Genomic DNA, 14,568 nt, shown 5'->3' with positions numbered 1-14,568 from the left:
GTGAAATGTTCGGCGACGACATCGATGTGAACCAGCTTGTCATTGAGCAGCCGGTTTTCGTCGCCGCCACAGAGGATCGTCTCGCCGAGCTTGGTATTGACTGCCAGCACCAGGTCGACGTCCTCGTCAAACAGGGCCTGGCGGGCGCTTTCGTGTCCGGCGAACCCGTACACTCCCCGGTAGAGCGGGTGATAGGGGTTGATCCACCCCTTGCCCTGGGGACCGGTGATCACCGCCGCGTTGACCGTTTCGGCAAAGGCCATGATTTCGGGGATGGCGTCGCCGCTGCCGTTGCCGACCAGGATCACCACCTTGTTGGCCTGCTCAACTTCCAGCCGCAGCTTTTCCAGGGCCGCCAGGTCGACCAGCGCATACCGGTGCTGCAGGGTTTCCGGGGTGGCCACCGGGTGGTCGGCCCCGCCCCGCAGGCGCCGTGGCGCACGCAGCACGTCGGACGGAATGCTGATGTGAGCGGGGCCGCTGCCGCGATGGGCCGCCATGATGGCGGCGACCAGCTTGCCTTCGAGTTGCCCGCGGTGGGAAACCAGGGTGTTGTAACGGGTGCAGTGGCGGAACATGCCGACCGTATCGACGGCGGTGCAGGAAGAATCCTGCAGGGCCCGCTTGCCGAACTGGGGGAGCGCGGTCTGCGCGGTGATCACCAGCATCGGCACGCTGTCGGCATAGGCCGAGGCGACCCCGGTAATCAGGTTGGTCGCCCCGGGGCCGGTGGTCGAGCAGCAGACGCCGAGCTTGCCGGTTTCGCGGGCATAGCCGTCGGCCATGAAGGCCGCGCCGGCTTCGTGGCGGGCCACCACCGGGCGGGGGCCGCCGCGGCGGACGCTGCGGGCCAGGGCGTTGTACAGCGGCTCGATGGCGCCGCCGGGAACACCGAAGATGTAGTCAACCCCCATCTGTTCGAGGTAGCCGATGATCAGGTCTCCAAGTTCCGGAGCCTGGCAGATCTCTTCGACGGGAATTCCAGCGGGGCGGCCCTTCAGGGCGATAGACATGGCTCTTCACTCCTGTTCATTTCACAAGCATAACGAGCAGCAACAGACAAAACGATCAACACAGGTCAGAACAGCGGCCTGAGACCACAGGCTGCCTGGAATCCTCAGTCAATGAAAAATCCCAGGAGTCGATCGGGCCCGGTCGGCCGATGTGATAACCCTGGGCAAAATCGATCCCCATTTCGCGCAGCACGTGAAGATCGGTTTCATTTTCGACAAACTCGGCGACAGTCTCCTTGCCGAGGGTGCGGGCGACTTCGTGGATGGATCGAACCAGCGCCAGGTTCACCGGGTCGTTGCCCAGGTCGCGGATGAAGGAACCGTCGACCTTGATGCTGTTGGCCGGGAACTGCTTCAGGTAACTGAAGGTGCTGAAACCGGTGCCGAAATCGTCGACCGCGAAACGGCAGCCGATCTCCTGCAGGCGGGCAATCATTTTCTGGGTCGCCGATACGTTGGTCAGGCTGGCACTCTCGGTCAACTCGAAAATGATCCGGCCGGGATCGACATTTTCCTTGCGCAGCAGGTCTTCGACCAGCGGCATGATCCCTTCATCGCCGAAGGCATGGGCCGACAGGTTGATCGCCAGCCTTTTGAGTCCGGGATACTGCCCCAGCAGGCTGATGGCATTGCGGATGACCCAGTGATCGATCATATGCATTTCACCGGACTTCTCGAGGGCCGGGATGAACGTTTTGGGGAGCACCTCGCCGTGGTCGGGCAGGTCGAGTCGAACCAGTGCCTCGTAATGGCTGATCTCACCGCTGGCGATATGCAGAACCGGCTGAAAATGGAATTTCAGGCAATCGCTGGATATCGCCTTGCGCACCCGGCGGACCCAGTCCAGGTTACGGCGCAGTTCCTCGCTTTCGCGGTCTTCGGGATCGTAAACGTGAACCCGGTTGCGCCCCCGCCCCTTGGCCACATACAGAGCGATATCCGCCTGCTTCAAGTAGTCTTCGGTACGGGCGGCCTGGCCGTTGATCTCGCTGATGCCGATGCTGCAGCTGACTTCAGCCACCTGCCCCTCGACGCGGCACTGCAGCCCCTGGATGGTTTCGCGGAATTCGCCGGCGATCTCCAGGGCCTGAACCAGGTCGGTGTTGGCCAGCAACGCGGCATATTCGTCGCCGCCGAGACGGCAGAGCACATCCGACCGGCGCAGTCGCTTCAACATGAGTTCAGCGATCTGCTTGAGGACCACGTCACCGTGGTAGTGACCGAAACTGTCGTTGACCACCTTGAAATGATCGAGATCGATATACAGCAGGGCATGGTTGCCGCGCCCGCGGGCGCTGAGGGCCGCCATCTGCTTCAGCGTGTGGGTAAAATAATGGCGGTTGAACAGCCCGGTCAGGGTGTCGTGCATGGCCAGGTGTTCAAGCTCGGCCATGGCTTTCTTGCGCTTGGTGACATTATCCAGGCACCCTGAAACCGAGCGACTGCCAGAAGCATTGCTCATGCTGTCCAGGCGGCATTCAACCCAGATGGGCTCCCCCTGGCAATTTTTCAGGGGCAATTCCAGGGCACAGTCCTTGAGAGCGCCCGAGAGCAGCGCGCGCAGCCGGTTCTGGTAAATCTGCCAGTCGGCATCATGCCCTTCGTCCCTGAAATCACTCAATTTGCGCCCGAGCGACTGGTCACCGGAATAACCGGTCAGCTTTTCCCAGGCCCGGTTGAGAAACCGCAGCCGGCCGTCCGAATCGAGTTCAAGGACAACGGTACTCAAGCTGTCGAGCAGATGCTGGTGCGCCAGGGAGACTTCCCGATAGGCCTCGCGGCTTTCCCGCAGGGATTTGACCCGGGCGGCGAACTGGCTGTTGCTGACCATGTAGTCTTCCCGGCGGGCGGCGATCTCGGTGACCCGACGCAGGGGATCGGCCATGAAGGGCTTGGCAATGAAATCGGCGGCCCCGTCCAACATCATCTCTTCGGCCAGATCCATGGTGCTGTGCGCGGTCATGATCACCACCGGCTGGCTGGGGTTCTCCCGCAGGATGCGCTGCAGCACCTGCTTGCCCGAGAGCTGCGGCAGCATGACATCGAGCAGCACCAGGTCGTGGCGGCGGCACATCCATGCGTCCAGCCCGGCCTGGCCGTCGGCGGCGATTTCCACCTCGAAGCGGGGGCGCAGAATCCGCTCGGCCAGCTGGGCCGTGTCCTCGCAGTCTTCCACCACCAGCAGCCTCGGTTTCTGGGCGACCTTGAGCGGGGCGGCCATGCATTCGGCGACCGCGACGGGAAGCTGGTCATGTTTTTCAAAAGGGATCACGGCGTTGATGCCGAATTCGCGGGCCGTGGTTTCGGCAATGCGTTCGCACCAGGTCGTCGCCACGATGATCAGGGGGATGGAACTGCGGCAGCGGAAGATGCCGGAACGGACCATGCGCCCCAGCCGCCAGCCATCGAGGGGGGCAATGTCGACATCGGTCACCAGCAGGTCAATCGGTTCGTTCCGCAGTACCGAAACCGCGGCCCGACCGTTATCCGCTTCGGTGATGCGCTCATAGCCGGCTTGAACGAGGGTGTTTCTCAGCGTCTGACGGGCGTCCGAATCGTTGTTGACCAGGAGGATATGTACTTCTGACTCCATCCTTAGCAAGCTCCTGAAACGGGCGATCAAAAAAATGACCCGCTCGTCGTCAAAAAGAGAACCCCATCAGTGGAATTCACTCGATAATCGCTGCACAAATCGTCAAATGACGATCAGCGCCCCGCCTCTTCACTGCTCAGGGCAGCATAAATAGAGCCCCCTGAAACCACACATACCATAAGAGAATAAAATGAAAGCAGGCTTGCAATATTTACGCCCTTTAAACCTGCAACACACCATCAGGAAACAACTGGTTTATTTTTTCAAGCCGGCACCTTAATCAACATCGACCGCCGAACAATCAGCAAAACCTGCATATGTTCAAAATTCTTGACATGAGTCGATGCGGAGAATAAAATTCCAAAATTATGGACATCAAAAGAACGATCGACGAAACAGACCTGCAGATACTGGAGATCCTTCAAGTCAAGGCCCGGATCCCCAACGCCGAAATCGCCCGCCAGGTCGGCATGGCCCCATCAGCCGTTCTGGAGAGAATCCGCAAGCTGGAAAACCAGGGGATCATCTCTGGCTACGAGGTTCGCCTTAATCCTGAGCACTTCGGCCAAAAATTGTCCGCCTTTGTCTTTATCGAGGCAAACTGCGCCAGCAACGACACTCTGGCCGACCGCCTGGCCGACATTTCCGGCGTCCAGGAAATTCATCAGGTTGCGGGCGAAGACGGATATCTGCTAAAATTGCGCGTTGCCGACACGGAAACCCTCGGGCGCATCCTCAGGAACGAAATCGCCACCATCGAAGGCGTTCGCACAACCCGGACCCAGATCGTCCTCTCGTCCCTCAAGGAAACCCGGCGGGTCAACCTGAATCCGCCGGCGCATGACTGATTTTATAACACCGTTATACATTAATAGCCCAGCCGACCAGTCAGGGCAAGCCAATAATAACCGCAGTAATAAATAGATGAAAAACGAAACCAAACCCGGAGGTGTACCGCATGCCGATGTCAGAATCATTCAAATCCCGCCTGTTCCCTGTGGCCAAGGAAATCGCAGCCCACTACGGTACGCCTTTCCATATTTACGATGAAGCGGGGATCCGCGCAACCGGCGCGCAGCTCAAGCAAGCCTTTGCCGGCATCGACGGCTTTCGTGAATACTACGCCGTCAAGGCTCTGCCCAACCGGCGCATCCTGCAGCTGATGAAAGAGATGGGCTTCGGCTTCGACTGCAGCTCGATCCCCGAACTGATTCTCAGCCGTCAGCTCGGAGCCGGCCTTGAAGAAATCATGTTCACCTCCAACAACACCAGCCACGAAGAATTTCTCTTCGCCGAACAGGATGGCGGCTGCATCCTCAACCTCGACGACATCAGCCTGATCGACAAGGTGCCCAACTTTCCCGAGCTGATCTGCTTCCGCTACAATCCCGGCCCGCGCCGCACCGGCAACGTGATCATCGGCAACCCGGTCGAGGCCAAGTACGGCGTCACCCATGAGCAGGTGGTCGAAGCCTACCGCCGGGCCCGCGCCCGCGGCGCCAAGCGCTTCGGCCTGCATACCATGGTCGCCTCCAACGAGCTCGACTACACCTACATGGTGGAAACCGCCCGCATGGTCCTCGAGATCGCCGAACTGGTGGAGAAGGAACTCGGCATCCGCTTTGAATTCGTCAACATCGGCGGCGGCTTCGGCATTCCCTACAAGCCCGAGCAGCAGCCGCTGAACATCTCGGCGATGGCCAAGGAAATCACCGAACAGTTCGACGCCTTCAAGACCAGGCACGGCTACGCCCCGCGCATGTACATGGAAAGCGGCCGCTTCATGACCGGCCCGCACGGTGCCCTGGTGACCACCGCCATCAACGCCAAGGACACCTACCGCAAATACATCGGCGTCGACGCCTGCATGTCGTCGCTGATGCGCCCCGCCCTGTACGGCTCCTATCACCACATCGACGTAATCGGCAAGGAAAACCAGCCGAAGACCGAAACCTACGACGTGGTCGGCTCGCTGTGCGAGAACAACGACAAGTTCGCCATCGAGCGGGAGCTGCCGCCGATCGCCGACGGCGACACCCTGGTCATCCACGACAGCGGCGCCCACGGTCACGCCATGGGCTTTCAGTACAACGGCCGCCTGCGCCCGAAAGAGCTGCTGCTGCGTGAAGACGGCAGCGTCGAACTGATCCGCCGGGCCGAAACGGTGGAAGACTACTTTGCTACCTACAACTTCACTCCCGACCAGTTCCGTCCCGGCCGGAACTGATCCCTCCCCGCTCACGAAGCAGCGGGCCGGAGCTCACCCCGGCCCGCTGTTTTTTCTCCCTCCCCGCTACAGCCAGGAAACGTTGGCGCCGGCCAACAAATCCCCCGATTTTGATTGACCGGCCTTTTTCTGCCGCCTATCATGCGCACAAAACGCCTGCGTCCCCTTATCTTCGGACCGACTGAACAGGGCCTGAACGCAACCCCTCCCCGGGAGATCGACATCATGGAAATCGAAAAAGGCTCCGGCAAAATCGCCAAAACCCTGCGGGTCATGATTCTCGACAAGCCGGGCTACCTCGGCAAGCTGACCTCGGCCATCGGCATGCAGGGAAGCAGCATCGGCGACATCCGCCTGACCCGCATGGGGCTGACCCATAATACCCGGGAAATGACCATCTACGTCGACTCGGAAGAACAGATGGAGGGGATTCTCGACAACCTGGCCAAGGTTGAGGGGATCATCGTCGAGGATGTCATCGACCTGGTGCACCAGCTGCACGAAGGGGGCAAGATCGCCATGAGGGGAAAGCTCCCCCTCAACAGCATCAGCGATATCCGCAAGATATACACCCCCGGGGTGGCCACTATCTGCCGGGATATTTTCAAAAAACCGGAACTGGCGTACAAATACACCGCCATCCCCAACCAGGTGGCGATCGTCACCAACGGCACGGCGATCCTCGGCCTCGGCGATATCGGCGCAGTGGCGGGAATGCCGGTGATGGAAGGCAAGGCAGCCCTGTTCGACCGCCTGGTCGGGGTCAGCGGCATCCCGATCCTGATTTCGAGCAAGGACCCGGCGGTGATCATCGAAACGGTGAAAAACATCGCCCCGACCTTCGGCGCCATCAAACTGGAGGACATCGCCGCCCCCGAGTGCTTCGAGATCGAGGACGCGCTCGACGCGACCCTCGACATCCCGGTCATGCACGACGACCAGCACGGCACTGCCGTGGTGGTGCTGGCCGCCCTGCTCAACTCCACCAAGTTTTCCGGACTGATGCTGAGCAAATCGGCCATCGGCGTCATCGGCCTCGGCGCGGCGGGGATGGGGATTTCCAAGCTGCTGCTGTCGTACGGGGTAAAAAAAGTCATCGGCACCGACCTCAACCAGGCCGCCTGCGAACGGCTGGCGGCCGCTGGCGGCGAAACCGGCACCCTGCAGGAGGTCATGGACGGGGCCAACATCGTCATTGCCACCACCGGCTGCCCCAAGCTGATCAAGCCGGCCATGGTAAAGAAGGGCCAGGTGATTCTCGCCCTGTCCAACCCCAACCCCGAAATCACCCCCGAGGAGGCCCGCGAAGCCGGCGCCTCGTTCGCCGCCGACGGCAAGAGCGTCAACAACGCGCTCGGGTTCCCCGGCATCTTCCGCGGAGCCCTCAACGTACGGGCCCGGGTCATCAACAACAAGATGAAGATCGCCGCCGCCAAGGCCATCGCGGCCTGCGCCGAAGAAGGCGAACTGGTCCCTTCCATCCTGCACAACGAAGTCCACCAGAAGGTCGCCGAGGCGGTCGAGCGGGCGGCTCTCGAGTCGGGCGTGATCAAGCCCTGGGAATGAAACCGGCAGGGCCGGAGGAAGCATCCTCCGGCCCTGATTGCATCAGTCTCCCAAGCAGACCACGGGGCGCCGCCCCCCCCGGGTGGCCGCCCTCAGCTCAATGAATTTCCCTTGGTTCTTCTCCCTCGCCTCCCTCGATCGCAATCTTGCGGCCGCCAACAGCCTTTTTCTCCATCGGCATGCTGATCTCAAGTACGCCGTTTCGGCAGCTGGCCTGGATCATTTCGGCATTTACGCCTTCCGGCAGCATCAACCGCCGCCGGAACGACCCGTAATGCGCCTCCCGCATGAGATACTCGTGCTCCTTGACTTCCCGGGACGACTTGCGCGCACCGCTGATAGTCAGCATATTGCCGTCAACGCTGACATCCAGCTGCTCCCTGCTGACCCCGGGGACTTCGACTTCGACATAGAATTTGTGGTCCTTGACGTAGGTATTGACCATCGGCACACCCAGCCCGCCGCTCTCAAGAGCCACCTCCCGGTTCAGCCCGAAGGTCCTGCGGAACATGTCGTCCATTTCCCGGTGCAGTTGACTCAATTCCTTGCTCAGATCCCTGAACGGATCCCATCGACTTGGCAACATAATGGCTCACCTCCTTCACCTTAGCTCTGTCCTGTCGCATTGCCACAATCTCTACTAAACATTTACGGCAGTCCTTGACCATGTCAAGCGCAGAAAGATGCAAAAGATTGAACCCTCCGCATCAGCAGGGCAGCCCCCTCCGGATCAAATTAATTCTTGACACAATCGCTAGAGTTAAATAAAACTCTTAACAACAATCATTTGGAGGAAAATATCCATGAAGTTTTCGACTAAAAGCCGTTACGGGCTGCGCGCCCTGTTCGACATGGCCTATCATTCAGGCAACCTGCCGACCCAGATCAAGGACATCTCCCGCCGCCAGGACATTTCTCCCCGCTACCTCGAGCAAATTTTTCAGGACCTGAAAAAAGCCGGCCTGATCAAAAGCCGGCGCGGTCCCCAGGGCGGCTATTTTCTGGCCAAGAAACCTGAGGAAATTACCGTCAAGCAGGTTCTGCTGGCCGCCGAAGGCGAACTGGCCCTGGTCTCCTGCACACGCGAAGACGCCCCCGAAAAGGACAAGTGCGATTTCGACAGCCGCTGCGTCACCCAAAAGGTCTGGGCCGAGGCGACCCGCAAGCTGACCGAGTACTTCGACTCGGTGACGCTCAGGGATCTCTGCGACCAGGGCAAGGAACTGGGCCTCGAAAAAGAGCTCGACCACCGCTTCATGTACTATATCTGACCCCCCTTCCCACGGAGAGTCTCATGCCTACGTCCATCAGCAACTCCCCCCTGGGGCAAATCGGCCAGACCCCCCTGGTCAGGCTTTCACGCCTGAGCGACCCGGCCGGTGCCGCAGTCTGGGGCAAGCTCGAATCGGCCAATCCCGGCGGCAGCGTCAAAGATCGCATCGCCCTGGCCATGATCGAGCAAGCCGAGCAGGAAGGCCGGCTCAAACCGGGGGCAACCATTGTCGAGCCGACCAGCGGCAATACCGGCATCGGCCTGTCGCTAGTCTGTGCCATCAAAGGCTACAAGCTGATCCTGACCATGCCAGACACCATGAGCATGGAGCGCCGCCGGCTGCTCGGGGCCTACGGTGCAGAACTGGTGCTCACCCCCGGCGCCCAGGGGATGCGCGGCGCCATCGACAAGGCCGAAGAACTCGTCACGGCGAAAAAGGGGTTCATGCCGCAGCAGTTCAAAAATCCGGCGAATCCCCGGATTCATGAAGAGACTACCGGCCCGGAAATCGTCGCCGCCCTGGGCGGCAGCATCGACGCTTTTGTCACCGGGGTCGGCACCGGCGGCACCATCACCGGGGTCGGCCGCGTACTGCGGGCCCACAACCCCGAGATATTTATTGCCGCGGTCGAACCGGCCGACTCGCCGATCCTTTCCGGAGGCGATCCCGGCCCCCACAAGATCCAGGGGATCGGCGCGGGGTTCGTCCCCGACGTGCTCGACACCGGCATCTACCAGGAAGTGATCACCGTCAGCAACGACGACGCCATCGCCACGGCCCGCAAGCTGGCCCGCACCGAAGGGCTGTTCGTCGGCATCTCGGCCGGGGCGAACGTCTTCGCCGCGCTGCAGGCCGCCCGCCGTTTCAAGCCGGGACAGAACGTCGTGACGATCCTCTGCGACACGGGCGAACGCTACCTGTCGACGGGCATTTACGACTGATTGACACCTAATTATCGCCACAGAGGCACGGAGACACAGAGAAGACCACTGAGGTTTTTGGGATCTCCAGATTCAACCGAAAGGGAAAGCAAAAAGCTTCACCTCCTTGGTTAACATCTGGTTTTTTACTAACAAAAAAACTCTGTGCCTCTGAGTCTCTGTGGCCAACTGATTTTCTAGGCTTATTCACACGACTGAGTCACCATGGAACTGAACGAAAAGTACCAAAAGCTCAAAGAAACCCTGCGGGGGATGGGATCGGTGGTGGTTGCCTTTTCCGGCGGCGTTGACTCCACCTTTCTGCTGCGCGCGGCCTGCGATGAACTCGGCACCGAGCAGGTGCTGGCCCTGACCGCCACCTCGCCGACCTATCCGCAGTACGAGTTCGAACAGAGCTGCGCCCTCGCCACCGAATTCGGCGTCCGCCAGCTGGTCGTCGAGAGCGACGAACTGAAAATCCCCGGCTTCGCCGCCAACGATCGCCGCCGCTGCTACCACTGCAAGAAAGAACTCTTTTCCATCTGCCGCGACAAGGCCCTTGAACTCGGCTTCGCCTGCATCCTCGACGGCTCCAACACCGACGACCTTGGCGACTTTCGTCCCGGCCGCGAAGCCGCCGTCGAACTCCAGGTCCGCTCGCCGCTGATGGAGGCGGACCTGAGCAAGGACGACATCCGCCAGCTCAGCCGCAAGCTCGGCCTGCCGACCTGGGACAAGCAACCTTTCGCCTGCCTCTCAAGCCGCTTCCCCTACGGCACCGAGATCACCGCCGAACGGCTGACCCAGATCGACCGTTGCGAAACCCTGCTGCGGCAGAAGGAGTTCCGCAACTACCGGGTCCGCTACCACGGCGAAACCGCCCGCATCGAGGTGGCCCCGGCTGAGATTCCGCGCCTGCTTGACGAACGAATGCGGGAAGAAATCGTTCGCGAGTTCAAGGCGGCGGGCTTCACCTACGTCGCCCTTGACCTGCAGGGCTACCGCACGGGAAGCATGAACGAAACCACCCCCTGAAAAAATGTGCAACATCAGCAGCACGGAGGGACCATGCAGCGAACCAGTGCCTTACTTGCCGTCTGCTTCTGCGCCGGCCTGATTGCCGCCCTCTTCAACAGCCTGACCGCCTGGCTCGGCGGGGCCTGGGGCATCACCTCCCTGGCCGGGGTGGCCCTGGCGCCCGAACTCAGCAAGGCCTGGCTCTATCCGCGCCTGGTCTGGGGCGGCCTCTGGGGGCTGGCCTACTTCATCTCGATCCGCCCGCTGCGACAGCGGCGCCACTGGGTCCGCAAGGGGCTGTGGATCAGCCTGCTCCCGACCGCCGTCCAACTCTTCTTCATCTTTCCCCAACACACCCCCCACGGCTTTCTCGGCCTCGGGCTCGGCAGCCTGACCCCGCTCTTCGTCATTTTCTACAACCTGATCTGGGGCTTTTTCACCGGCGTCTTCACCCGCATACTCTGGGGCCGCGGGTGAGCCGCTCCCCCTTTCGAACCTGGCTGCGCGCTGCGCTTCTCGCCCTCTTTTTCACCCTGGCCCTCGGCTGCGCCGAGGCCGACCAGCAAGGGCCTACCGGAACCGTCAGCTGGATCTACGACGGCGACACCCTCAAGGTCGACGGCATCGGCAAGGTGCGCCTGCTCGGTATCGACACCCCCGAAAAGAAAGATTCGTCGCGTGACCACTATCTGCAGCAGCAGGGCGTATCGAGCAAGGTACTGCGGCGCATGGCCAAAGAGTCACTGCAGTTCAACATCGCCGAGGTCAAAGGGAAACGGGTGCGACTGGAGTTCGACGGCAACCGCCAGGACCGTCACGGGCGCACCCTGGCCTACGTCTACCTTCCCGACGGCACCCTGCTCAACCGACTGCTGATCGAAAAGGGCTACGCCGTGGTGTACCGGCGCTTTGATTTCAGACTGAAAGAGGATTTTCTGCGGGCCGAGGCTGCCGCCCGCGACCGGAGAGCTGGCGTCTGGCAGAAATAACCTGTCCCTCGCATCGACCTATTGAACGCCAGGAGGCCCGCCTGAAAACAGCTCAAGGGTTCTCGTATTTGTATCCAACCCCGTAGATGGAGTGGATCAGCTCCAGTTCTGGAGCGACAACGGCGATTTTTTTACGCAGATTTTTAATATGACTGTCGATGGTCCGGTCACAGATGACGCGCTGATCGGGGTAAAGGCGATCCATCAACTGGTTGCGGGAAAAGATTCGCCCCGGCTTTTGGGCCAATATGCTCAGCAGCTGAAACTCTACCGCGGTCAGGTCGAGTTTCTGCCCCTGCACGGTGGCCAGGTAACGTTCCTCATCAAGGTTCAGGATCTGCTCCCCCGGCGGCGCTTGCGGAGAACTGCGGCGCAGAACGGTCTTGACCCGCGCCACCACTTCGCGAGGGCTGAACGGTTTACAGATGTAATCGTCGGCCCCCAGGTCAAGGCCGATGAGCCGATCGATCTCTTCGGCGCGGGCGGTGACCATGATGATCGGCACATGGGAGAAAGCCCGAATCTCCTTGCAGATATCCAGACCATCCTTGCCCGGCAGCATCAGGTCGAGCAGGATGAGGTCCGGTGCGTTGTCCCTGACCCAGGGGACGACCGTCAGTCCGTCGGCCAGCCATGCGGTTTCATATCCAGCGTTTTGCAGATATTCGCGGTGCGTTTCGGCCAGTCTTTGTTCATCCTCAACGATCAGAATTTTCGATGTCATCCCAGGGCCTCCTTATGAACGCAGAGGGAGCTCGATCGTGATCTCGATCCCGCCCAGTGAAGAACTCTTCGCTTCAATTTTTCCATGATGGGCTTCAACGATATTTTTGCAGATGGCAAGGCCAAGTCCGGCTCCGCCTTTGGCGCGGCTGCGCGACTCCTCCCCCCGGTACAATCGATCGAACAGCTTCGGCAATTGTGCTGGAGAGACTCCCGGCGCTGAATCCCGGAAGTGGAAAGAGACATGGGTCTTAGTGCCATCCATGCGGATCTCGAGCTGCCCCGGGGTATCGGTATATCGCAGGCTGTTTTCCAGCAGATTGGAGAACAGTTGCTGCAATCGGTCGGGATCGGCCAATACCGAGCAGGAAGGGGAGGTCGAGAAATCGGTCGTGAGGGTGAGACCTTTCTGGGCGAACCGCGGCTCAAAGAGTTCGATGGTTCCCGTTAAAATCCCGGCCGGGTCCACAGTGACCTTTTTATAGGTGAGCGCACCGACATCCGACATGGAGAGTTCGTAGAGGTCGTTGACCAGCCGTCCCAGGTGCATGGCCTCGGCATGCAGCGTCTCGAGGTTTTGTGGATTGGGCTGGCGGATTCCGTCCTGCAGAGCTTCGATGTCACTGCGCAGTACCGCCAGCGGAGTCCGCAATTCGTGAGAAATATCGGCGACCCATTGTTGCCGGGCCTTTTCGTTTTTTTCCAGGGTGATGGCCAGCATGTTGAAGTCGTCGGAAAGCTGGCCGAGTTCATCCCGGGTGGTGACCGGAATGCGGGTCTTGAACTGTCCGGCAATCAGCTGGCTCGTCCCCCCGGTGAGTTCCTTGATCGGTCGCAACAGATGGATGGTAATCGGAAACGCAAGCAGCAGCGATAGCGCCGCCATGAGCAAGGCCATCAGGGCAAAGGATTCGGTCTGCTGTTCGAGAAAGAGCAGATCGCCCGCCTCCGACAGTGCTTCGGCCGGAATCAGTCCCATGTAACCGATGACCTCATCCTGATGGGACAACGGTTTCAGTTTGAGATTGATTCTTACCTCAGGGGGCCCCCCGATGATCCGCTGCTTATTTATGTCGAAAAGGACCAGCCTTGGACCAATGTCTCTCATATCTACGGGTGGTGGTGGGGGGGGTGAAGTGCCGAAGCGATCTCGTTCAGGGGTCCGCTCCGGTCGGCGTGTGGCAGTGAAAATTTCACTGTGCAGTCGCCGCCAGAGGTTGTCGTTTTGCCGCAGAAACTGCCAGCTGCCGTGCTCGGCATAGCTGTTAGCCAGGCGTTCTTCAAGCTGGTCCAACTGCTCCAGTTGCGCCAGTTCCTGCTTGTTGACGTAGTTGAGAAAACCTCGATCAAAACTCCATTGCATGAACCAGAACATGCCCGAAGCGACGACCACGCTGGTCAGCAGCAGGGTGAAAAACAGTTTGTGCTTGATTCGGATTTTCACGAAGACCTCTAAGTGAATTCACAATCTTGTTTTCAGTGTTTTGCGGTCGATAGCAACAGCATATAGTGCGAATGTGGACGAAATATGCAGTTCTGAAATAATTTAACAGCCCTGCTGACTCATGGCCCAAGGAATCAATGGCTATCGTACCTGAAAGCTGCCTCTGCGGAGAATACATTTTTAAAAATCCCTTCACGGTTACTCCCTCTCTACGTAAGACTTTCAGCCTCTGCGAAAAACGCACTCTCCATATTTCTTCCTTATTGATTCCATATTTCCTCCGTATTTCAAGTTTATCTTTTACACAAAGCCCCCCAACGTTCTTAAGTCGACCAAACCGTGCCAGTGGAAGTTCTGAATAAGGGAGCTCTCGGCCCGCACCCATGAATAATAAATAGAGGTCTTTGCCAATGTGTCTTCGAGCTTTCCCCGCAGCACTTTTCACTTTAATCATTTTGGCCCTCTCGAGCCAAGGACACTGCGAGATTCAGGCTGAGCAGGTTCTTACTATGGAACAGGCGGTGCGCATCGCATTGAAGAAGAGCCCAAGCTTGTCTCAGCAAGTGAATGCGGTGGAGAGTGCGGAGATTTCTCTTTCTCAGCAACAAACGAACCTCTATCCGGACCTTGCCATAGCCGCCACCGGATCGAGGCGCTTCGACAAGGCGTTCGAACAAACCACGAGTCAGACAGAAAATCGAAGTTTTACGTCGATCAATACCGAGCTTTCCTCATCGGTTAACCTGTTCAACGGATTTGCCGACATCGCCGCGATCAAAAGTGCCGAGTTTGAATTGGGGGG

15 protein-coding genes are annotated in these 14,568 nt (G+C 59.6%); 9 read left to right on the top strand and 6 right to left on the bottom strand.

Annotated features, from left to right (window positions below):
- Positions 1-1,013: thiamine pyrophosphate-binding protein (locus tag ABYV89_RS07345; protein WP_432822298.1), on the bottom strand; the 1,013-nt coding region annotated here is incomplete at its 3' end.
- A gap of 55 nt (positions 1,014-1,068) precedes the next feature.
- Positions 1,069-3,606 (bottom strand): two-component system response regulator, encoded by a 2,538-nt coding sequence (locus ABYV89_RS07340; RefSeq protein WP_432822297.1) that lies wholly within the window; start codon positions 3,604-3,606, stop codon positions 1,069-1,071.
- A 368-nt stretch (positions 3,607-3,974) separates the two neighbouring features.
- On the opposite strand from ABYV89_RS07340, the gene ABYV89_RS07335 reads away from it, so the two are divergent.
- From ABYV89_RS07335 to ABYV89_RS07325, 3 genes are all read left to right on the top strand, one after another.
- The gene (locus ABYV89_RS07335) at positions 3,975-4,454 is read left to right on the top strand and encodes an Lrp/AsnC family transcriptional regulator (RefSeq protein ID WP_432822296.1); all 480 of its coding nucleotides are present in this window, start codon (positions 3,975-3,977) and stop codon (positions 4,452-4,454) included.
- A 110-nt stretch (positions 4,455-4,564) separates the two neighbouring features.
- Positions 4,565-5,833: a diaminopimelate decarboxylase gene (locus ABYV89_RS07330; RefSeq protein WP_432822295.1), complete on the top strand. Its 1,269-nt coding sequence runs from the start codon at positions 4,565-4,567 to the stop codon at positions 5,831-5,833.
- Between the two features lie 225 nt (positions 5,834-6,058).
- The gene (locus tag ABYV89_RS07325) at positions 6,059-7,399 is read left to right on the top strand and encodes an NAD-dependent malic enzyme (RefSeq protein WP_432822294.1); all 1,341 of its coding nucleotides are present in this window, start codon (positions 6,059-6,061) and stop codon (positions 7,397-7,399) included.
- A gap of 97 nt (positions 7,400-7,496) precedes the next feature.
- Here the strand turns inward: ABYV89_RS07325 and ABYV89_RS07320 are convergent, their stop codons facing one another.
- The gene (locus tag ABYV89_RS07320) at positions 7,497-7,985 is read right to left on the bottom strand and encodes an Hsp20/alpha crystallin family protein (RefSeq protein WP_432822293.1); all 489 of its coding nucleotides are present in this window, start codon (positions 7,983-7,985) and stop codon (positions 7,497-7,499) included.
- Positions 7,986-8,202: 217 nt separating this feature from the next.
- On the opposite strand from ABYV89_RS07320, the gene ABYV89_RS07315 reads away from it, so the two are divergent.
- From ABYV89_RS07315 to ABYV89_RS07295, 5 genes are all read left to right on the top strand, one after another.
- On the top strand, positions 8,203-8,670 hold the full coding sequence (locus tag ABYV89_RS07315) for an RrF2 family transcriptional regulator (RefSeq protein WP_432822292.1): 468 nt from the start codon (positions 8,203-8,205) through the stop codon (positions 8,668-8,670).
- A 23-nt stretch (positions 8,671-8,693) separates the two neighbouring features.
- On the top strand, positions 8,694-9,614 hold the full coding sequence (gene cysK / locus ABYV89_RS07310) for a cysteine synthase A (RefSeq protein WP_432822291.1): 921 nt from the start codon (positions 8,694-8,696) through the stop codon (positions 9,612-9,614).
- 204 nt (positions 9,615-9,818) lie between these two features.
- Positions 9,819-10,628, top strand: coding sequence for an ATP-dependent sacrificial sulfur transferase LarE (gene larE, locus ABYV89_RS07305; protein ID WP_432822290.1), 810 nt, complete (start codon positions 9,819-9,821; stop codon positions 10,626-10,628).
- 33 nt (positions 10,629-10,661) lie between these two features.
- Entirely contained in the window at positions 10,662-11,087 is a 426-nt protein-coding gene (locus tag ABYV89_RS07300) for a hypothetical protein (RefSeq protein WP_432822289.1), read from the top strand.
- Positions 11,084-11,599, top strand: a complete 516-nt coding sequence (locus tag ABYV89_RS07295; RefSeq protein WP_432822288.1) for a thermonuclease family protein — start codon at positions 11,084-11,086, stop codon at positions 11,597-11,599. The genes ABYV89_RS07300 and ABYV89_RS07295 overlap by 4 nt, the downstream gene beginning before the upstream one ends.
- 52 nt (positions 11,600-11,651) lie before the next feature.
- Here ABYV89_RS07295 and ABYV89_RS07290 read toward each other — a convergent pair whose 3' ends face one another.
- Genes ABYV89_RS07290 through ABYV89_RS07280 form a run of 3 tightly spaced genes read right to left on the bottom strand, consistent with a single transcriptional unit; the run spans position 11,652 to position 14,220 of the window.
- A complete protein-coding gene (locus ABYV89_RS07290; RefSeq protein WP_432822287.1) occupies positions 11,652-12,323 on the bottom strand; it encodes a response regulator in 672 nt (223 codons plus the stop codon).
- Positions 12,324-12,335: 12 nt separating this feature from the next.
- Positions 12,336-13,766 carry an ATP-binding protein gene (locus tag ABYV89_RS07285; protein ID WP_432822286.1) on the bottom strand — a complete coding sequence of 477 codons (1,431 nt, stop codon included), beginning with the start codon at positions 13,764-13,766 and terminating at the stop codon, positions 12,336-12,338.
- Positions 13,669-14,220, bottom strand: coding sequence for a hypothetical protein (locus ABYV89_RS07280; RefSeq protein WP_432822285.1), 552 nt, complete (start codon positions 14,218-14,220; stop codon positions 13,669-13,671). Before ABYV89_RS07280 ends, ABYV89_RS07285 begins: the two co-directional genes overlap by 98 nt.
- A gap of 55 nt (positions 14,221-14,275) precedes the next feature.
- Here ABYV89_RS07280 and ABYV89_RS07275 point away from each other — a divergent pair.
- The coding region (locus tag ABYV89_RS07275) for a TolC family protein (protein ID WP_432822284.1) at positions 14,276-14,568 on the top strand (293 nt) is incomplete at its 3' end.

Origin of the sequence: Trichloromonas sp. (assembly GCF_041583255.1) — a bacterium.
In the GTDB taxonomy this organism is placed as follows: domain Bacteria; phylum Desulfobacterota; class Desulfuromonadia; order Desulfuromonadales; family Trichloromonadaceae; genus Trichloromonas.
The sequence above is the reverse complement of the archived record's forward strand: the minus strand, read 5'-3'. Positions and strand labels throughout refer to the sequence as shown.

Bases quoted from the DNA above. Each gene is read 5' to 3' on its own strand.
- ABYV89_RS07340 (WP_432822297.1), bottom strand. From the start codon at position 3,606: ATGGAGTCAGAAGTACATATCCTCCTGGTCAACAACGATTCGGACGCC.
- ABYV89_RS07335 (WP_432822296.1), top strand. From the start codon at position 3,975: ATGGACATCAAAAGAACGATCGACGAAACAGACCTGCAGATACTGGAG.
- ABYV89_RS07330 (WP_432822295.1), top strand. From the start codon at position 4,565: ATGCCGATGTCAGAATCATTCAAATCCCGCCTGTTCCCTGTGGCCAAG.
- ABYV89_RS07325 (WP_432822294.1), top strand. From the start codon at position 6,059: ATGGAAATCGAAAAAGGCTCCGGCAAAATCGCCAAAACCCTGCGGGTC.
- ABYV89_RS07320 (WP_432822293.1), bottom strand. From the start codon at position 7,985: ATGTTGCCAAGTCGATGGGATCCGTTCAGGGATCTGAGCAAGGAATTG.
- ABYV89_RS07315 (WP_432822292.1), top strand. From the start codon at position 8,203: ATGAAGTTTTCGACTAAAAGCCGTTACGGGCTGCGCGCCCTGTTCGAC.
- cysK (WP_432822291.1), top strand. From the start codon at position 8,694: ATGCCTACGTCCATCAGCAACTCCCCCCTGGGGCAAATCGGCCAGACC.
- larE (WP_432822290.1), top strand. From the start codon at position 9,819: ATGGAACTGAACGAAAAGTACCAAAAGCTCAAAGAAACCCTGCGGGGG.
- ABYV89_RS07300 (WP_432822289.1), top strand. From the start codon at position 10,662: ATGCAGCGAACCAGTGCCTTACTTGCCGTCTGCTTCTGCGCCGGCCTG.
- ABYV89_RS07290 (WP_432822287.1), bottom strand. From the start codon at position 12,323: ATGACATCGAAAATTCTGATCGTTGAGGATGAACAAAGACTGGCCGAA.
- ABYV89_RS07280 (WP_432822285.1), bottom strand. From the start codon at position 14,220: ATGATTAAAGTGAAAAGTGCTGCGGGGAAAGCTCGAAGACACATTGGC.